General features: G+C 34.6%; 16 protein-coding genes. All 16 read right to left on the bottom strand.

Features of this window, described 5'->3' with window-relative positions; translation table 11 throughout:
- Positions 1–7 precede the first annotated feature (7 nt).
- The gene (locus tag AC2D6V_RS10015) at positions 8–1,531 is read right to left on the bottom strand and encodes a RagB/SusD family nutrient uptake outer membrane protein (RefSeq protein ID WP_462923922.1); all 1,524 of its coding nucleotides are present in this window, start codon (positions 1,529–1,531) and stop codon (positions 8–10) included.
- 17 nt (positions 1,532–1,548) lie between these two features.
- Positions 1,549–4,686 carry a SusC/RagA family TonB-linked outer membrane protein gene (locus AC2D6V_RS10010; protein WP_462923923.1) on the bottom strand — a complete coding sequence of 1,046 codons (3,138 nt, stop codon included), beginning with the start codon at positions 4,684–4,686 and terminating at the stop codon, positions 1,549–1,551.
- Between the two features lie 1,554 nt (positions 4,687–6,240).
- The gene (locus AC2D6V_RS10005) at positions 6,241–6,840 is read right to left on the bottom strand and encodes a metallophosphoesterase (protein ID WP_484648002.1); all 600 of its coding nucleotides are present in this window, start codon (positions 6,838–6,840) and stop codon (positions 6,241–6,243) included.
- A 95-nt stretch (positions 6,841–6,935) separates the two neighbouring features.
- Positions 6,936–7,799 carry a nucleotidyl transferase AbiEii/AbiGii toxin family protein gene (locus AC2D6V_RS10000; protein WP_484648001.1) on the bottom strand — a complete coding sequence of 288 codons (864 nt, stop codon included), beginning with the start codon at positions 7,797–7,799 and terminating at the stop codon, positions 6,936–6,938.
- Positions 7,800–8,597: a type IV toxin-antitoxin system AbiEi family antitoxin domain-containing protein gene (locus tag AC2D6V_RS09995; protein WP_484648000.1), complete on the bottom strand. Its 798-nt coding sequence runs from the start codon at positions 8,595–8,597 to the stop codon at positions 7,800–7,802.
- A 517-nt stretch (positions 8,598–9,114) separates the two neighbouring features.
- Positions 9,115–12,228, bottom strand: coding sequence for a beta-galactosidase, LacZ type (gene lacZ / locus AC2D6V_RS09990; protein WP_484647999.1), 3,114 nt, complete (start codon positions 12,226–12,228; stop codon positions 9,115–9,117).
- A 242-nt stretch (positions 12,229–12,470) separates the two neighbouring features.
- A complete protein-coding gene (gene xylE / locus AC2D6V_RS09985; RefSeq protein ID WP_484647998.1) occupies positions 12,471–13,850 on the bottom strand; it encodes a D-xylose transporter XylE in 1,380 nt (459 codons plus the stop codon).
- A 4-nt stretch (positions 13,851–13,854) separates the two neighbouring features.
- Positions 13,855–15,180 (bottom strand): xylose isomerase, encoded by a 1,326-nt coding sequence (gene xylA / locus AC2D6V_RS09980; protein ID WP_484647997.1) that lies wholly within the window; start codon positions 15,178–15,180, stop codon positions 13,855–13,857.
- Positions 15,181–15,191: 11 nt separating this feature from the next.
- The gene (locus AC2D6V_RS09975; protein ID WP_484647996.1) at positions 15,192–16,691 is read right to left on the bottom strand and encodes a xylulokinase; all 1,500 of its coding nucleotides are present in this window, start codon (positions 16,689–16,691) and stop codon (positions 15,192–15,194) included.
- Between the two features lie 108 nt (positions 16,692–16,799).
- Positions 16,800–18,386 carry a sulfatase family protein gene (locus AC2D6V_RS09970; RefSeq protein WP_484647995.1) on the bottom strand — a complete coding sequence of 529 codons (1,587 nt, stop codon included), beginning with the start codon at positions 18,384–18,386 and terminating at the stop codon, positions 16,800–16,802.
- A 47-nt stretch (positions 18,387–18,433) separates the two neighbouring features.
- Complete coding sequence (locus tag AC2D6V_RS09965) at positions 18,434–21,022, bottom strand: glycoside hydrolase family 2 protein (protein WP_484647994.1); 2,589 nt, start codon at positions 21,020–21,022, stop codon at positions 18,434–18,436.
- A gap of 43 nt (positions 21,023–21,065) precedes the next feature.
- Complete coding sequence (locus tag AC2D6V_RS09960; protein WP_484647993.1) at positions 21,066–22,517, bottom strand: sulfatase family protein; 1,452 nt, start codon at positions 22,515–22,517, stop codon at positions 21,066–21,068.
- A 67-nt stretch (positions 22,518–22,584) separates the two neighbouring features.
- Entirely contained in the window at positions 22,585–23,916 is a 1,332-nt protein-coding gene (locus AC2D6V_RS09955; protein ID WP_484647992.1) for a family 43 glycosylhydrolase, read from the bottom strand.
- A 26-nt stretch (positions 23,917–23,942) separates the two neighbouring features.
- Positions 23,943–24,167 carry a hypothetical protein gene (locus AC2D6V_RS09950; RefSeq protein ID WP_484647991.1) on the bottom strand — a complete coding sequence of 75 codons (225 nt, stop codon included), beginning with the start codon at positions 24,165–24,167 and terminating at the stop codon, positions 23,943–23,945.
- Complete coding sequence (locus tag AC2D6V_RS09945; protein ID WP_484647990.1) at positions 24,157–25,491, bottom strand: right-handed parallel beta-helix repeat-containing protein; 1,335 nt, start codon at positions 25,489–25,491, stop codon at positions 24,157–24,159. The genes AC2D6V_RS09950 and AC2D6V_RS09945 overlap by 11 nt, the downstream gene beginning before the upstream one ends.
- Before the next feature lie 36 nt (positions 25,492–25,527).
- Positions 25,528–26,745, bottom strand: coding sequence for a serine hydrolase domain-containing protein (locus AC2D6V_RS09940; protein ID WP_484647989.1), 1,218 nt, complete (start codon positions 26,743–26,745; stop codon positions 25,528–25,530).
- Between the last annotated feature and the right edge of the window lie 6 nt (positions 26,746–26,751).

Genomic DNA, 26,751 nt, shown 5'->3' with positions numbered 1-26,751 from the left:
TTTATCCCTAATTGGAAATTTCGTCGTTTGCATTTATTTCAGCAACTGCTATAGGGATAGACATTACCATAGTTTCATCGGTTTCATGAGTGACATCTACGCTCGGTTTAAATGATGCCGCAGTATTATGTGGAATTATTACATTATTTAAAAAATAATTATATCCACGACGTCTATTATTAAACCATTCATGCCCTTCTCCTATTAATTCAAACTGATATTCTTTCATGATGGCTGCTCTAAAGGAATCTTGTCCACCAGAATACCCAACGTGCGGGGTAAGACCAACTCTTCCAAGCACTTCTGTGACATAGGTCATTTCCTGACCATTTTGTAACTCATTGGAAATTTCTGAAAGCATTAATAGTAAATCGGCATATCTATAGATTTTAAAGTTCTTATTTGTCTCTCTCACTGCATTATTAGGATCTCTTGAACCTAGTTTAAACAGATAAGGAAAGGAATTCCCAAAGTTTGACCTAGCAGTATTTGTTGGATAAGATCTTTCTGTGCTTCCGTTATTTCCACGTGTCCAGGTACTTACATAAGTAGTCGCTAAACGTGGGTCACTTGGATAGGTTACAGCATGTAAATCATAATTTTCTATGTTTATTTTAAACCAGCCAAATGTAGCTGCCTTAGTATACCAGTTTGGAGTAAATCCTCTTGTATGATCTAATGAAGCACCTACTACAGATTGAAGTTCGAAAATAGATTCTTCCGTATTATTTCCATTAGTCCCTAAAAACAAATTATCATAGCTAGGAAGAAGACTATAGTTTCCATACGCTTTGATGGCTTCATCATACGCCAATTGCCAATAGTTAAACCCTGCGTCTTGAATATCGTTTGACGCCGTTGCTAAGGTCATATAAACTTTTGAAAGTAGCATGTCTGCCGCTTGTGGTTTTGGAGTTCCACTTGCAACCGCACCATTCATTAATTGTTGTGCTTTTTTTACATCCTCTATAATTTGTGCATAAATATCTTTAATAGATGATTTAGCCAGGTGAATAGTTTCTGTTGTAGTTGGAGTTACCCTTAAAGGAATTTCTCCCCATAATCTAACAAGATTAAAATAATTGAAAGCTCTTACAAAATAGGCTTGCCCAATAACATCGTTTATAACTAGCTCATCGGGCGTACTTGGATTATCAAATACTGTTGCTGAATTAATAGCATCATTAGCTCGTCCAATAGTTTCATAAATACCTATCCATGAATTTTCAATTGTAACTAAACCACTTGCAGGCTTTAAAGAAGACATGGTACTATTATAACTATTATTATTATTATTTCCTGTACGCCTAGTAACCATTAAACCCGAATTTACATTTGTTAAAAACAAAAATTCGTTTCCATAGTATTCGTATTGCACCATGGCTTCATAGATACCGAATAATGCAGACGTGGCATTACTTGCAGAACTGTATACATTTTCATTTGCTAAAAAAGGCGGTTCCTCCTCCAAACTACAATTCGTGAATAGTATGCCCAATATGATTAAAAAAGTGAATTTATAATTTTTCATTTTTATAGTTTTTAAAATTAAAATTTAAGATTTAAACCTAACATGATAGTTTGCGCATTAGGAAACCCATTCCAATCTACTCCTACAATATTTCCATTGTTCAAGAAATTAGTTATTTCTGGATTATATCCTGAATAGTCTGTAAACGTAAATAAGTTTAAGCCCGACACATAGACATTAGCACTACTAAAAATGTTTGATTTTTCAACTGGAATATCATATCCTAATGTAATATTGCTTATTCTTAAGTAACTACCGTCCTCAATAATTCTATCTGTAATGGCTGGAGATCCAGCTTCTCCTAGATATCCAATTCTCGGGTAAGTATTTGATTGAGCATCGGGTCTCCAAGCATTGTCATAAGCTGTAGACAAAATACTTACAGATCTGCCTTCTGCGGTTCCTAATTGGATTAAATTACCATTAGCAATTTCATTGCCATAAACACCATTAATTAGAACACTTAAACTCAATCGTTTATAGTTCATATTTAAATAACCCCCATAAACGAAATCTGGATTTGGGTTTCCAATAATTGTTCTATCTGCTTCAGTAATAGCGTCATCTCCATCTTGATCTACTACACGTACATCGCCAGCTTGCGCCCCAGATACTGTAATATTATCTTCGGTTTGATAAATACCATCGGTTTCAAACCCATAAAACAAACCTATTTGTTCGCCTTCCATAAAGATATTTGCTGGCGTTCTAAAATAGTTACCCGTTGATATATTTTCACCTCTATAAAAGACACGATTTTCTAACGCACCATTTATATAAATGTCTTCTGGACTACCTCCTAATTTTTGAATTTCACTTTTATTAAAGGCTATATTACCGCCTAAATCAATGCTAAAATCATTTTTGTTAATAATTGTACCGCTTAAAGTAAGTTCTACTCCTTTATTATTAATACTACCTCTATTAACCAGCAACGAAGTAAAACCTGAAGATGGCCCTAATGGTTGATCTAATAGTAAATCATCAGTTTGTTTATCATATACATCTATGGTTCCTGTTACTCTATTTTTCCAAAGTCCAAAATCCAACCCAACGTTTAACTGCTTAGTAGTTTCCCATTTAAGATTAGGGTTACTCACATTTAACGGAACAAAGCCAATACTGGTTCCTTCATCTGAATTGCCATATAATATTGGTCCATAATTCGCAAAGGTTTGGTATGCAGAAATACCTTGATTACCCGTCATACCCCAACCAATTCTAAATTTTAATTCGTTAATAGTTTCTGAATTCTCTAGGAATTTTTCATTATTAGCCCTCCATGCCAAAGAGAATGATGGAAAATAACTGTATCTATTTTCTTTAGAGAATTTAGAAGAGCCATCTGCTCTAAACGTTCCTGTTATAATATATTTATTATCAAACGAATAATTTACACGCGATAAGTATGATAAGAGTTGACTCTTTAAAGGTAAAACGTCTAAAGGACGAGAAATCTGTTGCCCATAAATGGGTTGGTCAACACCAAATTCAGTTGTAGAAAAATCATTAACTGCATACAGGGTGTTTTTAACGTCTCTAACATCGAACGTCATACCGATAACGGCATTAATTCTATGTTTTTTCTTAAAGGTGCGGTTATAGGTTAATAAGTTATTAATCTGGTATGACTTTGTCTCTAAATTTGAAATCGAGAGGCTCCCGTTGGTAGAACTTCCTTGAAAAGTAGTTAAACCATAAAACCGTCTACGCTCCTTATTTCGTATATTACCACCTGCCTGTAGCTTGTACTTCAATCCTTTTATATTGAATTTGTAGGTTAAAGCTAGAGATCCAATAAATCGACTCTCTTCAGATGTATCTTGAAAATCATTAACCCATGTAAAAGGACTAGAAATCCCATCTTCGTTATCAAAAGTACCACCATCAGTAACTAAAGTAGGATAGCGTAAAATATTTCCAACAAAACTACGTTGCCCTCCAGCTCTATCTCCATCTTGGGCAAAATTTCCTTTTGAATAAAAAGCGCTCAATTTTGCATTGATACTAAATTTATCAGACAAGTCTTGATTTAAATTAATACTAAAATTACCGTTTTTTAGTCTTGAATTTTCTACAATACCTCCCTGATCATTGTAACCAACGGAAGCATAATAATTACCCTTTTCTGTTCCTCCACTAAAAGAAGCTCCTGCACTTTTAGAAAAACCTTGTTTATAAATTTCATCATGCCAGTTATGTTGCTCTGCGGGTGTATCACTAACAGTTCCATCCGTTGCAATGGGGAAAATTGTTCCGCCACTTATACTAAAACGAGGATCTCCACCATTTACTAATAAAGCTTCATTTTGATAGTTAGCATATCCTAAAGCATCCAAAACATCATATCGTTCACTAATTTCTGATACGCTTGTATTTACATATGCTTGTATTGATGTTTTACCACTTTTACCTTTTTTAGTAGTTATCAAAATAACACCGTTTGCTCCCCTAGAACCATAAATAGCTGTAGCTGATGCATCTTTAAGCACTTCCATACTTTCAATATCACGAGGATTTATACCATTTAACCCATTTTGAGTTTCTTCCAAACTATTACCATCTGCAGAAGCATTAGCAGCATCTTCACCTGCCGAGGAGATAATAACCCCATCAACTACATATAAAGGCTCATTATTACCTCTTAAACTACTTGCTCCTCTAATTTTTACAGAGACTCCAGAACCTGGGCTTCCTGCATTTTGAGTTACTTGAACTCCTGCTGCACGACCTTGTAATAAGGCATCAACAGTGCTGTTTTGTGCCGCTGCAATATCATCTACCTTTACAGATGTTACAGAGCCTGTAATATCACTTTTACGTTGGGTTCCATAACCAACAACTACAACTTCGTCCAGTGCATTGGTATCTATTTTTAATTGAATATTAAAGGTTGTTTTATTCCCTATAACCAATTCTTTAGTAATATACCCTAGATAAGAAACAACTAGTGTTTTTCCAGTCTCTGGAACATTTAAAGAAAAAGCACCATCAAAATCTGTAGATGCACCAATAGTGAGCCCTTTAACTAAAACACTTGCTCCTGGCAAAGGCATATTATTTTCATCTAACACAGTTCCAATAATTTCTTTACTTTGAGCAAATAAAATGGTTGGAAAGATTAGTAATAAATAAACCAGTTTCATTTTTTTCATAATAATATCTTTAGTTTAGTTTGTTATAGCACAATATTAGTTTAGCTTATAAATAAAGATAGGGCATTATGGTTTTTTAATAAGGTGAAATGTCTTTTTAATCAATAATAGAGCTAGCTTGAACTTATTATTAAGAATAATTAGTTTTTATAAATCGTTTCCAATCAAACATACTTAAGGTGAAACTCATCAACTAAATCAAGAGTGCTCTCAAATACTGACTAGTATACAGAGACACACAACTTCATTCATAAAATAAAGATATACTCAAAATGCGCATACAGATGTACACAGCTAGATAGAAGGGTAAAATAAAAAGCTACTGGAGGGATCACAATACAAAATTTATAACTATATGATATTCATTAAGTTACATTTTTTCGATAAAATGGCAATTTTCGCATTAAACACTCAATTATTAAAGTTACATACGAGAACAATATTTAGTAGTTGTTGTTCTTGCCAAAAATGCCTTATTACAATAATCACAAACTCGAGTTATTTTAATATTACTACTCATTAAATTAATGTCATTAAATGGACATAAGTGTACTTGAGTGTATTTAAGTGTACTTAGGTGCCACAAAAGGGATAAAAAAAGGATATGAACCCTGTTTTTTGTACCTCGAAATAAAAAAGGTACAAATAAGGTACAAAATTGTACCTAATTAACACATATTACATATTAACAGATATTAAACAAAAATACGAAAACCTCTGTAAATAAGAGGTTTATAGTATATTTATTATATGTTTAGTACCTATTTGTTAATATAGGTTACTTTCCGATACAATATGTAACTATCCTTGATACACGCTACTTTGGAGATTACGAGGTGTAAATATGGTGTAATACTTTGTTATCCTTTGATATTATTTTGGTATCTATGTTATAAACACTTTTTAGTAAAAATGCGAGATTATTACCAAAATCAGGTAATTTTATCGAAACTTTACTAAAGTTAACAAGCCTTTTTTTTACTTAACACATAAAGTATATTCTCTTACGTGAATAGCTTAATATAAACTTACTCTTATTTTTTTTCGGTAAGCTTAACACATCATCCTCTGTAGGTAATTGTCTATACACCAAATATCCAAATTCATTATTATACATTCCTTTTAACACATGTCAACTTTTTTGCTCAAAATACTTGACATATAAAATAGGTTCAAATGGATGGTACGGTTCTATATAATAATTTTAATGGCACAAATATTTTAATAAATCATTTACAGCTATTAGTTTATTTCTATAACACTACATTTCACAAATAAACTACCCCGAGGCAGAGCCATCGAGGTATCAAGCGGAAAAAGTTTATTTTTAGTTTGATGAAAACCTAAGGTTTTCAAACTTTCCGACATGACCCCGAGGTAGAACCTCGAGGAATTCTATAGATTAAATTTCAATAATTTTCTCATAATCAAATGTTTTGTGTTCACCCCATTCCGCATAACCAAATTGATTCGTTATCATATTAGTATTTCCAATTTTAAAATCGTCTTTATTTCTATGCGAATGACCATAAATCCAATAATCAACATCACTATTTAAGATAAATTCTGTTTTTTCAACACAAAATGCTTCATTGAGATCACTACCTTTAAATTCATCAACATTACAATGGTCACTTGGTAAATGATGGGTAATAACAACTTTTTTCCTTCTTTTTTTATTTTATTTGATATAAAGTCAAAGGCTTTATTATGAATCATATTATAATCATTAATGGTGAATCGTTCCTCTTCAAACTTGATTAATCTAAAATCGTTCATTCTCCTTTTTATTTCATTAAAATTCTTCTCTATTTTAGACCAAAGTGTTGAAAATATAAAGTTAACATCACCAATTTGTACAGATGTATTGTTTAACATATGTACATTTTTTTTAATTTCTATTTGTCTTGAAAATAAAGCTGTTGCTACATCATATCCACCATAATATTCATGATTGCCTGGTATTAAATAAACGTATTCAAAATCTTCAGAAATTTTATTTATGAAGTCTAATTTAGAATAATCTCTTTCTAGATAAAAAGTGTCGCCTGCGATAATTAAGATCTCACCCTTTGGCACCAACGGATTATGCTTTAGCCATTCTCTATTTTTAGAAAATTCCAAATGTAAATCTGAGCAAATTTGAATTTTCATATAGTCATAAAATTATAACGTTAAGCAATTTACATTATGTTTATTTTAAGCACCTGAATATTTGGGATGCGTTCATACTTCCAAAAACTTAATTTTTATTTTTTGAGATTAGGTAAATACGTTTTAATACGTTGTGTTACTATTACAATGATTTCATCTCCATCAGGTTGATGTCCTTCTTTAATTTGATGCGCTACACTGGTTTTCCAAGCACGTTTGACGTTTGTTATTTTAGAATCGTCAATTAAATCCTCAGGTGATTTGTACTCTAAATTTTTATGTTCTATTTTTTTAAGAAAGATGGGAATCACTATTTCCCAATCTTTTTTGGAAAATTTTTGCGTTAAATGAAATAGGTCGTAAAAATCCCTAGGCGCAGTATAAGAACGTTGCTTTAATGCCCTTAATTTTTCGGACACCACTTCATTAATACTATAACAACGACTTTGCGGTTCACCTATTAACGAATCGGAATACGGATGCATAATAGCCAACGATTCAGTATCTAACAGCATAACCTCGTCAGTGCTCACTTCCAGTTTTATTTTAGTATGCCAACGGTTAGACGGTAATGGTCGTTGGTTTTTGGAATGGTTAGCTCCCCAGTATTTTATGTAAACCTGAAAGCCTTTAGGTTCATCTAGAAACTTCAAGGGTTTGATTTTATCGACGCTAAATTTAATCCCTGTTCCTTCTTCAGTAATTTTAGCTATACTTTGCAACATTTTTTGCTCTAATACAAAGTTTTTATCTAAAGCCGTGAAATCCAAATCTTCTGAAAAGCGGTAGTTTTCTATATAGCATTTTCGTAAACAGGTTCCTCCTTTAAATACTAACTCATCCTTATAATGAGCCACAAACACCGATAGAAAATGCCCCAACACATAATCTTTATCTACCGTATTGGGTGGTACTTTCCATTCATGGGCTTTTTGTACAATCTCTTTTTGTAAAATCATTTAATACTCGGTTTGAGCCATTTGTAATAGGTTTTCATTACTGATGTTTAATCGCAATTTCCACTCACTTATAAATTCACCTTGCTGTAAACCACCTGCATCTATTAAACTGTACCTTTTGTTTACTTGTGATTTGGCATAATTAATAAAGCTTTTCAGTTTATCCTTATGAAATAATGTTGCCAAATACCCCACACGCTTTGTTAGGGCTATATTATCATAAGCCTTAGTGTATTCTATTAATTTGTTGTTGGTTAATTTTGCATTAGCAAAGGCTTTTATTACATCGATAAAATCACCAGCATAACGGGGTTGATCGAAGCAATCTACCAAGGTCATTTCTATATCGGTTATCGTAAAACTATCGTCTCCATACCCTTCTTGAATCACTCCTATATTTTTATTTTCTTTTACAGTAACAAATTTCACAGTAGAACCCAATATTTGTGTGTCTCTTTTTCGCTGTGTAGTTTTTACAAATACTGTATTAGGAAAACGTTCTGTTAAACCATGATGATGCAACGCTGACCAATAAGCAATTGTGCTATTTGAACTTATATAAGTTGCCAGCACATTCACATTATTATAATTGGGTTTGGCATATACCCCACGCTCTATACGGTTTAGCAAGCCTTTTTGGTACAGGTTTTCTACCAGCTCATTGACATTGGCTGTTAGGTTTTCAGGCAACTCCAACTCCTTTAAATTAAAATAAAGGATTTCATAATCCTCCAAATATTTTAATAAGTCTATTTGGGCTTCGTTTAAATTCTCTGATATGTATGTGCTTTTCGCCATTACCTTTTATGCTGCAATAAACCCTAAAAAACAGGGTCTATTGTTACACGAATGGTAAAGATAGTTTTTTTGTTTATAAAATTACTATTAAAATAAAAAAAACTCTTTTTGCACATTTAATGTAGAGTGGATCATCAATATTAAAACAAATAATTCATGCAAATAAAATAGTGTCATGAATACGAATGAAGAAAAATTAATAAGCAGTTTAAAATATCATGCCAGTGGCCATACTAAAGAAAGAAGTGGTAGGATTACTTTCCTAATCCCCTTAATACAACTTTTCTTCAAGTTGATCTCTCCAAAGGATAAAGCCTTTTTTGTTGCAAGTCCAACTTTCTGACATACACAAATATAAATATTACGATGCAAGCATCGGGGAATTAAACCCTAAGAGATTAAAAAAAATTTAAAAAACACCTTTAAGACACATTTACTAACTCAATTAACAATTACTCAAATATTACTTTGATTATCTTAAAGGTGTTTTTTTTGAAGTACCTGCCTAAATTATTGATTACATCACAGGAACAATACTGAAATTATATTTATATTCTTTATCTGCATAGTATAAATATTTACGGTGAGGTTTGGCTCCCCAGCTATTATCTCCTCCCACGCCCATCATTTTATGATCGATATGCAATTCTACAAAATCACTTTCCTCAACATCAAGTGGTGTTCGAAGAAGCTTTTTTGCACCAGGGTCAAACGATTCTGTGGTGTAATGCAAAGCGTTAAACTCCAGCTTTTCGTCAATGGCAACAATTTTAAGTCCTAAACCGATATGATTACATAAACTCAACCAACGAACATCTGACTTGTGCCCATTCTCTTGAGGTCGGCCATAAGCAAAATATTGATCTCTTACTGTTGATTGGTAAATACCCACAAAGGCTGCCGTGTTCCTATCAACATAGTTTTCCCATGGCCCTCTTCCATAATATTTCAGGTTATCAAAATCTTTTGCCAACTGCATCGCAAGCCCAATACGAGGAATTTCAGGAAGCTTCATCTTATTGGCCTTAAAACTATATACTACATCAATTTTCCCATTCCCATCAACCAAATATTCCACCTTAATAACTCCTTCTACTGCTGGTAAAGCAAGTTGTGTGTTAATTTTAACCTTTGAATCTGAAATGTGTATTTTTTCAATTGATTTAAGTTCTGCCGATGCTCCTGCTTCTTTCCAGATTTTGCATCTATTCGGCATCTTACTTCCAAAATCATTATCAGTTGGTGCTCTCCAAAAATCAGGCACCATCGGGCTGCTAATTAACTCATACCCGTTTAATAGGTAAGAACATAGTGCTCCATTCAATTTTGAAAACTCAATCGTAAAATCGTCTCCCTTTATGCTTATGGTATTATTGTTCTCGTTTAAAATTAATTTCTTATTCTCTATGCTTTTATCAGATATATAAAATTGAGTGTCTGTTATTTTAAGTTGTTCATTAGCTACCACATGCCCTATTGGAATTAATGAGTTGGGTTCTGTATTAACAGCTGATATGTTCAGAAAATACTCCTGTCTTTCGTTTAATACACCAATGTCTATAGTGCAAACCTTTTCTTCCTGGGGAGAAATGGCAAAATTTTGCAATTTGCCCGATTTCACTATTTTACCATCTGCCACCAAATCCCATTTAAAAATTACATTAGATAAATCTGTGAAAAATCGTCTGTTTTTAATAATTATTTTACCCCTTTTAATATCATCGTCCTTAAACTCAATGTTCTGATAAACTTTTTTTACCTCATATAAACCAGGATGAGGGGTTCGGTCTGCATCAATCAAGCCATTTAGACAAAAGTTTTCATCATGTGCTTGTCCTTCTGGTTCAAAATGACCACCATAAGCCCAGTATTTCTTATCACCCTTAAAATCAACTAATCCCTGATCCATCCAGTCCCAAATAAAACCACCCTGAAGCTGAGGATGTGAATCTACAAGATCCCAGTATTCTTTGAAATTGCCAGTACTGTTTCCCATAGCATGGGCATATTCGCACCATATAAAAGGGCGTTCTGTGTCCTTTCCTAACCAATTATTCCTAATATCATCTATCTCTCGGTACATATCTCCATGAATATCGGTATGTCTTTCCTTGACCTCAGTCATCTTTTCTGCTCTCTCGTAATGTACGGGTCTACTAATATCCCTTTTATGCATAGCTTTGTATGCCTCTAAAAAATTAGGACCTGTTCCTGCCTCATTACCCATACTCCATACAATTATTGAAGGATGATTTTTATCGCGCTCCAGCATATTCATACAACGAGCAAGATGCGCTTCTTTCCACTCCGGTTTGTTGGCAAGGGTTTCTGATATTTCATAACCATATCCATGCGATTCAATATTGGCTTCATCATAAAGATAAATACCATACTTGTCACATAATTCATACCACTTAGGATCATTAGGATAATGAGCAGTTCTTACCGCATTAATATTAAACTGTTTCATTAATTTAATGTCAGCCAGCATTGACTCTTCATTGACCACATGTCCAAAAAATTCATCATGTTCATGTCGATTTACTCCCTTAATCAGAATAGGTTGACCATTCACGAGCAGTTGTCCTCCTTTTATTTCCGTAGTTCTAAATCCTACATTTATGGAAGTTGCCTCAACAAGTTGTCCTTTAGAATCTTTTAGGAGAATAGTTAATTTATACAGATTAGGCTCTTCAGCCGACCACTTTTTTACCGAGTTAACTTTACCTTTGAAAAGGTAAGTACCAGTTGAATTTTTGGCAACTGATGATTTACTTAACACCTCATTCAGAATAGTGTTATTTTCGGCATCAAGCAGCTTGTACTCAACAGAATAGCTTCTTGCAGAACGCTTATCGCGATTTTGTAATTCTACATCAAGTTCAAAAATTCCATTTTTATAATCCTCATCTAACAAGGCTTTTACAAAAAAATCACGGATATGTACTTTATGACGCGCGAACAAATATACATCACGCTGAATGCCTGACAGTCTCCAGAAATCCTGATCTTCGAGGTAACTACCATCTGTAAATTGGAAAACCTGAACTGCCAACTTATTTCTTCCCCTCACAAGATAAGGTGTGATATTAAATTCGGCCGGGAGCTTTGAACCTTGATTATACCCCACTTCCTTTCCGTTTACCCAGATATAATAGCCTGATTTGACAGCACCAAGTTGAATGTAAACCTCTCTATCATCCCAATTGGCAGGAAAATCGAACCAGGTAACATACGACCCTACAGGACTGTATTCATCTGCAATCTTTGGTTGATTTTTTTTAAAAGGGTATTTAATGTTTGTATAATTGGGAAAACCATATCCATATAGCTCCCAATTTCCAGGGACAGGGATTTCATCCCAATTGCTATGGTCTATATCTGTTTTATAGAAATCAAGCGGTCTTTTTGATGTTTTTCCTACATAGCTAAACTTCCATTTTCCGTTCAAGCACTTAATATATTCACCTTTAGCAATATTATTTTCGATCGCTTTTTCCTCACTTGTGAAAGAGTAAAAAGTAGCTCGGGCTCTTTCCCGGTTTTTTTGGATAATTTGGGGGTTTTCCCAGTCTTGTGAATATGATTGGAAACACACAATTGTCAATAAAAATAATGTTAGTTTTTTCATATTTTAAAATTTGATTATACTACTAATAATCTCCATGCGTGATTAATGTTTAATTAGATTTTATTTACGTGAATAATGGATAAGTTTTTTTAATGCGAAAATTATTGCTGTTTTCGAGAATTTTTCCTCCCTTTTAGGGTCGGGGAACAGAAAAATTCGGTATTCGGGGCTTATCCATTATTCACGTTATTTATTAATTCAAGGATATATACATTTCCGATGATGTAACTATCTACGGTTCATTATTTTTCTTTCCAAACGCCCTCTATCTCTTCTAAAGTCTTCCCTTTTGTCTCAGGCACCATTTTCCATACAAATAGTGCAGAAAGAATACTCATAATTCCATAAAACATATAAGTTCCTCCACTGCTAAACTCTATCATTGGTGGATATGTAGATGAGATAAAAAAGTTTGCTGCCCATTGCGCTGCCACAGCAATTGCAATTGCTTGACTTCTAATTTTATTTGGAAAAATTTCTGAAATAAGTACCCAACAAATTGGACCCCAACTCATCATAAATGAAGCTGTGTAAATAATAATAAATACAAGTGTTGCAATTCCAATAATATCAAAAAATGCTAATGTTGCAATCGCAATCATTCCAATTGCCATACCAATAGATCCAATAATTAATAATGGCTTTCTTCCCCATTTATCTACCGTCATAATTGCCACAACAGTAAACACAACATTTACAAGTCCCATAATAATGGTTTGTAACATAGAAGCATCTTTTGCTGCGCCCATACTTTCAAAAATACGAGGTGCGTAATACAGTGCTACATTTATTCCTACAAATTGTTGAAAAACTGAAAGTAAAATACCTACTATGATTACAATTTTACCGTATGAAAATAACTTTGCCTTAGAAGTTTCAACGGTGCTTTTTATTTCATTAAGAATTTGCTTTGCTTTTTCAGTACCATTAATTAGTGAAAGTATTGACAATGCCTTATCATCTTGATGCTGTAACGCCAAATACCTTGGTGTTTCAGGCATAAAAAACATAAGAAAAGCAAATGCAGAAGCCGGAATTGCTTCAGATAAAAACATTCTTCTCCACCCCACTTCATTTATCCACTCTATGGTTTGACCATCTGCAATTCCCCAGTTTACAAAATAAACAACCAGCATACCGAAAATAATTGCAAATTGGTTTAAAGACACAAGTCTTCCTCTAATTTCGGCAGGGGCAATTTCACCTATATACATTGGACAAACAGCTGAAGCTAATCCTACTCCAATACCTCCAACAACTCGGTAAAAATTAAATATCCACAATAATTCCATTGATGGAACACCTTTTTCAAAAAATAGGAACTCTGGATTTCCAGAACCTAAAGCTGATAAAAGGAACAAAATTCCAGCAATAATCAACGCTTTTTTTCTTCCAAATTTTGAAGATACCAAACCTGATATAGCTCCACCAATAACACAACCTATTAAGGCTGATGATACGGTTATACCGTGTGTAAAAGAGCTTAATCCTAATGGTTCAATTAAAAAAGACTGAATCGATTTTTCTGCTCCAGAAATAACAGCAGTATCATAACCAAATAGCAAACCTCCTAAAGTTGCTACGAGAGTTATTACATATATATATGATTTATTGTGTCCCATAATTTTAAATGTATTGGTTTAAAATATTCTCGAACAATTCTTGCTTACCACTCTTCTGTAATAACTCTCCATTTTCTTGCGCTATTTTGTATAAATCTTCCATAGATAACTTTCCTTCTTCAAAAGCTTTTCCTTTCCCTTCATCAAAAGAAGCATAACGATTTGTTCTTAATTTTTCATAAGGAGATGAGGTCATAATTTTATCTGCAATTAGTAATGCTCTTGCAAAGGTATCTGCTCCACCAATATGTGCGTGGAAAACATCTTCTAAATCTGTTGAATTTCTTCTAATTTTAGCATCAAAATTGATACCTCCACCCTGTAATCCACCAGCTTTTAAGAATACTAACATAGCTTCTGTAGTTTCTTGGATATTGATAGGAAACTGGTCTGTATCCCATCCATTTTGGTAATCTCCACGGTTTGCATCTAAACTACCTAACATTCCAGCTTTTGCAGCTACTTCTAATTCGTGTTGGAAAGTATGCTGAGCTAAAGTTGCGTGGTTTACTTCAATATTCATTTTGAAATCTTTATCTAAACCATACTCTTTTAAGAAACCAATTGCTGTAGCTGAATCAAAATCATATTGATGCTTCATTGGCTCCATTGGTTTTGGTTCAATAAAGAAATTTCCTTTAAATCCTTTTGAACGTGCATAATCGCGAGCCATTCCTAAAAAACGTCCCATATGATCTAATTCACGTCCCATATCTGTGTTTAATAAAGACATATATCCTTCTCTACCACCCCAGAATACGTAATTTTCACCACCTAAAGCTATTGTTGCATCTAAAGCTAATTTTATTTGTCCTCCAGCACGAGCTACTACATCAAACTCTGGGTTTGTTGAAGCACCGTTCATATAACGTGGGTGTGAAAAACAATTTGCTGTACCCCATAATAATTTTACTCCACTTTCAGCTTGTTTTCCTTTAATATATTCTACAATTTCAGCTAACCTCTCTTCAGATTCTGCAAATGTTGCTGCTTCCTGAACTAAATCATAATCGTGGAAACAGAAATAATCGAATCCCATTTTTGTTATGAACTCAAAGGCTGCATCAGCTTTATCTTTTGATGCTTGGATAGGGTCTGAAGATTTATCCCATTCAAAATTTTGAGTTCCTGGTCCAAACGGGTCTCCTCCTTGACCACAGAATGTATGCCAATACGCTACCGCAAATTTAAAATGCTCTCGCATTGTTTTTCCAGCAACAACTTGATCAGGATTGTAATATTTAAAAGCTAACGGATTATCAGATTCCTTTCCTTCAAACTTAATTTTTCCAATACCTTTGTAGTATTCTTTGTCTCCTATAAGTATCATGTATTTTAATTTTATTTATTGTTTAATATCATTTCTAATTCTTCTTTCCACTTGCTGTAAGTTATAAGATAAGGTTCCTTATTTTTTAATGGTCTGTAAGTCATCACGTGATCATTATTTGAAATGACTGTTCCAAATTTTTCAAAATCCCCATCAGCTAAACTACAAGCTCTTGCAGCACCAACCGCTCCAGTAGTATCATAAATTTCAATATCATAACCTATTAGCGTTGCAACTGTATTGCCAAATATTTCAGAACGAAATAAATTATCATTACCTGCTCTAATTACTTTTACTTCTGCATTATCATTGGTTAAAATTTCCATTCCATAGACAAAAGCAAAAGCAATTCCTTCTAAAGCCGCTCTGTATAAATGTGAATGCGAATGTTGATTTAAATTCATATTAGCGATATGAACACCAATATTTTTACTGTTTAGCATACGCTCTGCTCCATTACCAAAGGGAATCACCAAAACTCCGCCAGAACCGACAGTTACTTTTGAAGCTTTACGATTCATTTGCTCGTAAGAATCTGTCCCAACATTATTACGTAACCATCTATACATAATTCCTGCTCCATTTATACATAATAACTTTCCAACATTGGTGGTTTCATTAGTATAGTTAACATGTGCAAAATGATTTATCCTTGAAGATTCTTTTGACTTTAATTGATTAGTTACTGCATAAATAACACCTGATGTCCCGCCTGTTGCTGCAACCTCACCGTGATTAAAAACATTTAAAGAAAGTGCATTGTTTGGCTGATCACCTGCTCTGTAAATTACAGGACAACCAACCGGAATTCCTGTTTCTTTTGATGCTTGTTCATTTACTTCACCCTGATTTGTAAAATTTTCAACTATTTCGGGGGTTAACTTTTTATCAATTCCATAATAATCTAATAACCAATCTGCTAGTTTATCTTCTTTGTAATCCCATAAAATACCTTCAGAAAGTGAATTTTTGGTGGTACAGATTCTCCCGGTTAATTTTGCTGCCACAAAATCTCCTGGTAACATATATTTATAAATTTTTGAGTACACATCAGGCTCGTTATCCAAAACCCATTTTAATTTTGAAGCGGTAAAGTTTCCTGGTGAGTTTAATAAATGTTCTGAACATTTTTCATGGCCAAGTTCATCAAAAGCTGTTTTTCCAATTTCAATAGCTCTACTATCGCACCATATAATTGAATTTCTTAATGGCTCCTGATTGTTATCAACCACAACCAAACCATGCATTTGATATGAAATACCAATTCCTTCAATTTTAGAAGCGTCAATTTGAGCATCATTTATAGCACGTTTAATTCCTTTACAAATATATTTCCACCAGATTTTTGGATCTTGCTCAGCCCAATTAGGATGTAATGCTGTAATCTCCATTTCATTTTCTGGTTCGTTTACAGCAGCTAACTTTTTTCCTGTGGAGGCATCTACCAATGCTAACTTTACAGATGAACTGCCCAAATCTATTCCAAGAAAACATCTTTTTATGTTTTTCATTCTTTATATCATTTGTTCTAACATTAAAAAATTCCCTTTACTGCCAAATTATGTTTATACTAAGATTCAACTTCTAAAAGCTTCGATATTTCATACTTGTACTAAATACTAATACTTCACCATTCCCTTTTTAGTCACTTTTTTCATTTCATCTAAAGTCACATCATCGCCATACTTTTTCTGTTGTTCTTTCAATTCTATCTTCAATTCACCGATTAAATCATAATATTCAGGGTTATTGTACTGGTTATTCAACTCATTTGGGTCCTCTTTCAAATCATAGAATTCCCAAATATCTACATCATAATAAAAGTGAATTAACTTATATCTATCAGTTCTTATTCCATAATGAGGCTGTACATTGTGCCATTTTGGATATTCATAATAGTGATAGTACATAGCATTACGCCAGTTCTCTACTTTCTCCCCTTTAAGTATGGGCGCAAAACTTTCACCCTGCATTTCGGTTGGTTTTTCAATGCCTGCAAAATCTAATAATGTAGGTCCAAAATCAATATTAAGGGTGGTTTCTGTTATTTTCTGACTCGCCTTAACTTCCTTAGGGTATCTCACAATAAAAGGCATTCGTAACGATTCTTCGTACATAAAACGTTTATCGTACCAGCCATGATCGCCAAGATAAAATCCCTGATCGCCTGTATATATAATAATGGTGTTTTCTGAAAGTCCATTCTCTTCCAGATATATTAATACCCTGCCAATATTATCATCCACGGAACGGATACAAGCCAAATAATCCTTAATATATCGTTGATATTTCCAATTTTTAAGAGCTAAGCCAGTTAGAGTATCTGAGGGCGAAACATACTCTCCATTATCACCTACACGCTCCCATTTACTTAATTCATAACCTTCCAAATCTTCTGGAGGATTCATTTTAAGGTCTCTGCGATTTAGATGGTTTTCAATAGTCATCATGGTGCGACCTGCAGTTTTCTCCCTCCCAGCATAATCATCGTTAAAAGTAGCCGGATATGGTATTTCTATGCCTTTAAATAAGTCCACATAAATGCTATCTGGCCGCCAAGGACGGTGAGGTGCCTTAAATTGATACAATAAGCAAAAAGGTTTTGATTTATCCCTTTTAGAATCAAGCCAATCCAATGCAAAATCACCTGCTAAATTCGTTGCATAACCTTGTTCCTGTACCTCCTTGCCATTTTCGTTATATTTTGGATCCCAATAAGAACCTTGCTCTCCATTTAATATGTGATATTTGTAATAATCAAAACCGGTAGGTTCGCTCCATAAATGCCATTTACCAACCAGTGCCGTTGTATATCCAGCCTCTTTCAATAGTTTAGGAAATGTTTCCTGTGATCCGTCAAATGGATCACCACCTTCGTTTTTATAGAATCCATTCAAATGACTGTATTTCCCGGTTAGGATTGCTGCTCGACTTGGCCCGCATATAGCATTGGTGCAAAAAGTATTGGTAAACAGGGCACCTTCTTTTGCCAATTTATCAATATTTGGCGTTGGTGCTACGTCTTTGTACAATCCATTGTAGGCACTAATGGCATGTGCCGCATGGTCATCTGACATGATAAAAATAATATTGGGTGGTGTTTTTGCCTCCTCTTGTCCAAAGGAAGTATTATTCAATGCCAACAATACTATGGCAAACGCCAAATAATGTTTCTCAACTAATTTAAATTTATTTAATCTCATCATTAATAACGGTCTTTGTGCATTTTAAACATGCCCTTTAAATCAAACAGCTAATCCTGGTAACTATTGCAAAGGGATACTACTTTGATTTTACTTTTAATGGTCTTAATATCAACCTTTGTATCCATTGTAATTATTTTTGATTCACCTGGCATTAAATCAAAATAATTATCCGAAAAGAATACATCTTCCCCCTCTACTGAAACAAATACATACCTTGCCAATTTATCACAGTTTAACTCAATAGTATTATCATCGTTTACAGTTAATTGAATTGTAGCTTCAGGTAAATCGAGCAACTTGTCATTCTCAAAATAATGTAAGTTTTCCGACAGTGTTTTACCATCCAATACCATACGTGTTCTTATGAACACATTGCTTCGTTGTTTATCTTTTAAGAGTTCTTCGATGGCTTTACTATATACCTTTGCCGATGTATTGGCCTCAACCTTAATCTTGTTTTGAGCACTCCATATTATTTCACCATTAAAATCAATGGTTTCCACCATTAAATCTACTTTATTAAGCTGTTCAAGCTTATCGGATACTACAAAAACATCAAGTTTGCCTTCGTTTTCTTTATGGGTAATCATGATATCATTGTATGCTTTTTTTACCAGATAATGCATAGCTTTCCATTTGCCATAATAATCTATACTTGACCATGAAGCAACTGGCCAACAATCGTTAATTTGCCAATACATAGTCCCCATGCAATAGTTATCTGTTCTGTTTCTACGGTGTGCTTCAATTGCTGTTTTAACAGCTTTAGCCTGTAAAGCCTGAACTACATATATGTAGTTTTCAAAATTTTTAGGTGTTTTGAAATTGCGCTCTAAATAGGTATTTATTAAACGATTTCCGTAATCAAGATCTTTGCGATCATCTGCCATAGAACGTTGATGTGCATGCATTACATCCGATTCCAGATACCAATCTTCTTCAATAGTGAACTTTTTGATAGACTCAAATTCGGGATAGGATTGAAACCCATATTCACTTATAAACCTAGACACATTGTTTTCAAACTCTGAGAATGAATCGGTACCATGCCAAACTCCCCAATAATGGTTATCACCCAATCCTTTGTGTATGTTATTGAACCCGGTCGAAGGTGATGAAGGGTGGTAATATCTTTCCGGGTCGGCGATTTGCAATGCTTCAGGAATAACATCATAAAACAAGGTTTTTAAATCATTTTCATATTGTTTCTGCACCTCATCACTATATTGTTCTTTCCAACCCCATGAGTGCCAAAATATTTCATTTTCATTATTTCCACAGTACAAAGCTACCGAGGCATGATTGCGAATGCGTGTTACATTATCAATAACCTCGTTGGTAACATTTTCTAAAAAGGCAGAATCTGCAGGAAACATTCCGCATGCAAACATCATATCCTGCCATACCAATAAACCGTATTTATCGCATAAATCATAAAACACATCTTCCTCATAAATACCACCACCCCATACTCGCAGCATATTCATATTGGCATCAACTGCGGACTTAATAATATGTTTATAATCAGCATCGTCTACACGGTTCTGAAAATTATCTTGAGGAATGTAATTTGCACCCTTCATGAAAACAGGCACTCCATTTAGTTCAATATAAAAGCTTTTACCGAACTTATCTTTTTCGCGCACCACTTTAAGTGAACGTATTCCAATCTGCTCATCAATTGAACTTGTTTTGCCTGCATTGTCGGTTACTGTAGTTGTGAAGTCATATAAATGCTGCTCTCCTAAACCATTGGCCCACCACAGTTCAGGTTTTTCAATATTAAAGGAAACCGAATATTTTGACTGACCTTTTTTTAGTGCTACTTCTGTTGTTGCAAATGTTGTATCTGCATTAAAAATTGTTAGCGTTACATTTTTGTTTTTGGTAGCGCTAAGCTCCACATCAACTTCTATTTCTGCTATGTCTTCAGTTACATTTTTTTGTTTAAAATAAACACTTTCCATTTTAAAATCACTCCATGCAACAAGGGTAACAGGTCGCCATACACCAGCAGTTATTAGTCGTGGTCCCCAATCCCATCCATAATGAAACCCCGCTTTACGCGAATAAAGACTAAGTTTTATATCGGCTTGATCGTTGTTATGACCAGCCTCTAGCTTATAAGGTGCATTATTGTATTTTTCAATATTCTCATCAAATACATTACGGAAATCTATTTTTAGCGTATTATCTCCAACTTTCAGGTAATTCTTAACAGAAACCTTCCAAGTTCTGAACATATTGTTACAGCGTAATATTAAGCTGTCATTCAAATACACATCCGCATAGGTATCTAAACCTTCAAAGTTCAATTCAATATTTTCTTTTTCAAATAATTGAGCATTTACACTAAAAGTTGTTCTGTATTCCCAATCTGTTTCTCCAACCCATTGCACATCTTTTTCATTTAGGCGATAAAACGGATCCTGTATTATATTGTGCGATAATAAGTCAGTATGGATACACCCCGGAACTGATGCTGATAACCAAGTACTATCCGGTGATGATGCCCTAAATTCCCAGTTACTATCTATCTCTTGTTTAATTGTAGTGTCCTGAAATTCTGTACTCATACATGCCGAAAAAAAGAGCATAGACAATGCAAAAACACAGATATTGATAAAATTCTTCATAATCGTTTTTTAAATTGACATCAAGCAATTCAATAGTTTGCACTTATTTCTTTACTTTTCGTAACCACCAGTCCCTGTCGGGATTGTATTTGTATTTCTTTTTCAGAATTTCCATTTCATTCCTTAATTCTTTTTCAATTTCATCAAATTCCGGATTATTAATCAGGTTATTCATTTCGCCGGGATCATTCTGCAAATCATATAGCTCGTCAATGTCATTTTCAAGAAAGGCATCAATTAACTTATAATTATCGGTTTTGACAGCCAGCATGTCCGGTCCGGCATAAGGGTATGCATCGTCGACATAATACTCAAACAGAAAGGATTTTCGCCATTCTGTAGTTTCTTCTTTATCAAATAGTTTCACCATGGATTCACCTTGCATATATTCTGGTTTTTCAATATTTGCCAGCTCTAAAATGGTTGGCGCAAGGTCAATATTCAAACACATTTCATTAATCTGCGTTCCTGGTTTTAATTTTTCAGGAAATCTCATTATCATGGGAATACGAATTGAATTTTCGTAGGCAATGCGTTTATCCCAATAGGTATGTTCACCCATAAAATAACCGTTATCACTACTGAAAATAATAACCGTATTTTCTAACTCTCCTGTTTGCTCCAAAGTTTCAAGAACAGTTCCAATTGACTCGTCAACAGCTGCAAGCGTTTTTAGCAATCGCATATATTTATCGCTTTTTAAGCCCCAAGGTTTTTCAGGCAATTTGTCAACCGGTTTATATTCCTTCCATTTTGAGTCAAATGCTTTTATGCGCTGCCATTCGGGTTTTCCCTCGAACGTTTCTTTGTGTGTATTGTAGGGTGGGTAAGGCAATGTGTCGTTCTTATACAAATTTTCATGACGAGGTGCAGGTAAATGGTCTTCGTGCACAGCTTTATGCCACAAACAGAGACTAAAAGGTTTGTTGGCATCGCGTTTTTCTGTCAACCAACTTACCGCTTCATTGGTTAGAATATCTGTCATATAACCTTTTACTTGCTTCTCAACACCATTGTCGTTTATTTCCGGATCGAAATATTTGCCCTGACCAATAAAACTATACCAATAATCAAAACCGGGACGAATGTGCTTTTTACCTTTAAAATGAGCCATGTGAATTTTACCAATCATAGCCGTTTCGTAACCTGCTTTTTGCAAATGGCTGGTATAGGGCTTATAATTTTCCCAATCAGGGTCAACATGATGATTGTTCTGGTTTACGCCATGAATATGAGGATATGTGCCCGTTAGGAAACTGGCACGCGAAGGCGAACAAATGGATTGTGTGCAGAAATAATTATTAAAATTAACTCCTTTTTCTGCCAATTTATCCATATTCGGAGTTTCCAAAAACGGATAGCGCCCAATAAAACCCAATGCGTCAAAAGGCTGGTCGTCAACAAGAATAAACAGGAAATTTGGTTGCTTGGTTCCTTGTTCGGAACACGATACTAACAGCATTAGTGCTCCAAAAAAATAGAATAAGTTTTTCATCGATTAAATATTATGTCGTTAACAAATAGACGCTTGCACTTTTATGTATTAAGCTGCGTTTCACTGACTATTTTTCACTAAATGAAAACCAATCGATTTCAAATAACTTTTCATCAGCTCCGGTAAATTTCAGATAAACAGCATGAATACCACTGGTTTTTATTATGTCACATGACCACACATTATATGAATTCTTGTTATTGACTGATTCAATAATACATGTTCCTAAAAGTTTTCCATCACCAACATCCCCTGTCCAAATTTCAACTTTGCCACCGGATGATGCACCTATGGTTTTAATGGTCATTTTTGACGCACCTTTCTTAAAATCAATGTACTTATAGGCTGCCCAGTCTTTATTTTTTATTTTGGCTAATTTGCCATACCATAAATCTTTTTCTTCGTAATCTTCTATTCTGGCATGACCACCTAATTTACAAGCCCATTCTGCCTGAATATGGTTGAAAGCATTCAGGGGACCACCTGCTCCCTGAGAGGTCATTTCCACTTCATCAATTGAACCATCCTTGTTTATTGTAATAGGTTCTACACAGGCTTTTCTGAACAACTGACTCCCATGGGTAGAACGATGGTAAAAAACATACCATTGTCCATTAAATTGCTCAATTGAACCATGATTATTCCAAACATTTGGGTCACAATCAATATTATCTATTATAACTCCTTTGTAGTTATAAGGGCCCATGGGCGATGAACTGGTTGCATAACCAAGACATGATGGAGTGCTGTTTCTGCTTTCATCAGCAAAGACCAGGTAATATGTGTTTCCTATTTTTCTTATGGATGCACCCTCATGAAAAAACTTAACTGCGGCATCTTCTAAAGGGCACATTATAGAAGTTGTATCGATGGATATCATATCGTCATTTAACTTTGCTACTTTAGGTTTTACCTGACCCCAGAAGTAATATCCTTGTCCGTCATCGTCGATGAATACGGCCGGATCAATCTGATAAGCTCCTTTAATATCTGTACCATTGATGAATGGCCCATTGGGCGATTTGCTTTTAGCAACTCCTTCACCATGCGTATCTCCCGGAGAACAATAGTACAAATAGTAAGTACCATCTTTATAAGCACAATCCGGGGCAAACAATAGTTTATCGTTGCTGGCTACTTGATCATTTATTCCTCTGGATGAAAAAGAATTCTCATCGATATTCCAGTTATGCATATCAAATGTTGAGAGTACATGATAATCATAAGAACACCAATAGTCTGCCGATTCATCTCGTGAGCCATAAATATATAGTTTCCCGTCTTTCCAAACATGCGCTTCAGGGTCTGCAATATACACGCCAGGTGGAACTATTGGGTTTTGAGCTAAAATACTCAAACTACATATTATAAAAGATACTGCTAATATTGTTGACTTCATAGATTTCCTAATTGATTTAATTGTTTTTACATTCCTTTTATCTTGGCTTGCATTTCTTCATTATCCTTAAAAAAAGCATCTATCAACTTATCTTTCCATGCTTCATCGTGCGTGTTTAAATAATCGCTTGCCCATTCTGGTAATTGCTCCTGTTGTTCAAGCGTCAACTTCGACTCATCATATTGATTGTTAACCATAAAATTCTGTTGGCTCTCACCATAAAACATGGAATAGGAATCTTTAAATTCCATGCTGTTTTTTTGCTACAAGGGTTCTGGTAGGCCATGGCCCTCCCCAATTATCCATTTCAACAAATGTTCTGTCAATATTTTCCCTTTCTTTTTCGGGGAATACAAATAAATTATGATGGATTATAGTTTTATCAACTGGCCCTGTTAGATGAATGGCTGGAGAGAACCATCCTCTATTCTCTGTTTCATAAGGACGTATACCATCATTGACGCTAATATTGTATCGTGCAATGGTATTAATTGTGCCAATATTTTTGGGGGTATTAATAGAATTTCCTTCGTTGCAGACTAGTAAAAACCCTCCATAATTGTCGTGACTGTAATTGTATTGAAATATTGTATTCTGACAATTCCAGTCCGAATCATAAGCTCTTCCATCCCTCCAGGCTTTGTGACCGGATACTTCATTGAACTGAACCAGGGTATTATCGGCGCTCCATGGCCAGATACCTGCTGCTGCTTCAAGATGTGGGAGTATGTCAGGACAATCACGCATAAGGTTGTGCTCTATTATTGCACCATCTGTACCAATGGGTACAATGCCATCACCGGGAATACCTTCCAGCAGGTTATTGCGGATAATCACATTGATTGACGGATGCCAATCGTCACGTTGCGTATAGCCCCATGAAACAATGCCATTTCGGGTACAGTTTTTTAAATGGCAGTTTTGGATAATTAAACTGTCAAATTTGGTTTTAATTTGACCATGATTTTTCCATAATATCGCAGAACCTCCTCCTTCACTTTTGATTAGGCTGCCATTAACATCGTGAATGTATAAGCTATCCAATATTGTATGCTTAACTTCCCCAAAGTTTTCAGCCTCAATTTTAATGCCTCTACGACGATTCATCAATTCTGTTCCTGTATTGGTAATTTCCAGGTTACGTATCTCCACATAGGGCATGTTGTAGATATGAACTGTAGCTTCATAATTTCCTTGTCCATTAATAACAGGTTTTTCATCTCCTCCATATTTTGAGATTACAATGGGTTGCCCGAATTTTCCAGTACCTATAGGCTTGAACTGTCCATTATATGTTGTACCACTTTTAAATAACACTCGAGTTCCTGCCCCCAGCTCAATGCTATTTATTTTTTTCAAAGAAGCAAATGCCTGATCAGGTGAGGTTCCTGTGTTATTGTCGCTTCCACATTCAGCATTAACATAATAGGTATTTAATGCACCAACAAAAGTGTCTGAACATGGGGGATTTTGAGCACCAAACACAAACGAATTATCTACTTTTTCACTACAGCCTATTACCAGGGTGAAAACAAATAGTTTTATCACATTACTCAAATTATAATACAGCTTCATGTAGTATATCTTATTGATTTTATTAGTGCAGTTAATTTATTCTTGCTTTAATGCTCTCATCACTAAATTTTTAAATTCATCAGCATATAAGTGGTTACCCGGAATTAATTGAGCACAGGTTATAATTATCATTCTATTTTCTTGGTCTATCCAAAAATTAGTAGATGCCATACCTGACCAACTGTATTCACCGGATTCAATATCAATAGCACCGCCCAGACCATAACTATTGCCATTCCAGTATTTTATATTTTTTGGAAATTGATTCGACATAATCATTTGAACTGCTTTTTCACTTAAGACTCTTATACCAGTAAGTTCGCCGCCGTTTAGAAGCATCATACAGAAACGCGCATAGTCATCGATGGTTGATACCAAACCTCCACCTCCAGAAAACAAGGTAATAGGACTCCTAAAGGCCTTTTTATAATAACCATCAGCCCCTGCCAAATTGCCATCCTGATTGTAGTGAAACACATCTGAGAACCTGATAAGTTTTTCTTTTGGAACAAAGAACCCTGTATCGTCCATTTTCAATGGATCAAAAATTTGGCTTTTTAAATATTCATCGAGAGGCATCCCCGATAAAACCTCAACTATATATCCTGCAACGTCAATGGAAAGCCCATAACAATACTGTGTACCGGGTTGAAAATTAAGCGGCAAATCGGCCAATATTTTTACCTTATCGCCAAGTATTCCGTTCCAACCATTAGCTCCCTTAGCATTGTAAAGCGAATCTACATAAGATTTCGACCATCCGTAAGACAAACCTGAAGTATGAGTTAACAAATGCCTGATGGTCATTTGAGTATCCTGCGGAACTAACTCAAAAGAATTTCCGTTCTTCTGATAGACTTTAGTATCCTTAAAATCAGGAATATACTTCGAAACATTATCATCAAGTTTAAATTTCCCCTCGTCGTAAAGAGTCATTAATGCAACTGCTGTTATGGGTTTTGTCATTGAAAACATCCTGAAAATAGTATTGTCTTCAATGGGGCTTTGAGTTTTAATGTCAGCAAAGCCAAAATTGGCGCGTTGTACAACTTTCCCAGCTTTGATTACCAACGTTGAGATACCAGCCAGTTTACCCTTATCTACGTACTCCTGCATTTTTTTTTCGGCTATTTTCAGTGTATCTGAGGATAATCCAACTGATTCGGGTGTAACAATTTTATATAAACTATGGTTACATGATGTTAATATTAAACTAAGACCAAGAAATAAAAGTTGAACTCTTTTGTAAATCATAATTCT

It is taken from the genome of Algibacter sp. YIN40 (assembly GCF_057219435.1).
Note: the sequence above shows the minus strand (reverse complement) of the source record. Positions and strands in the feature narration are given on the sequence as shown.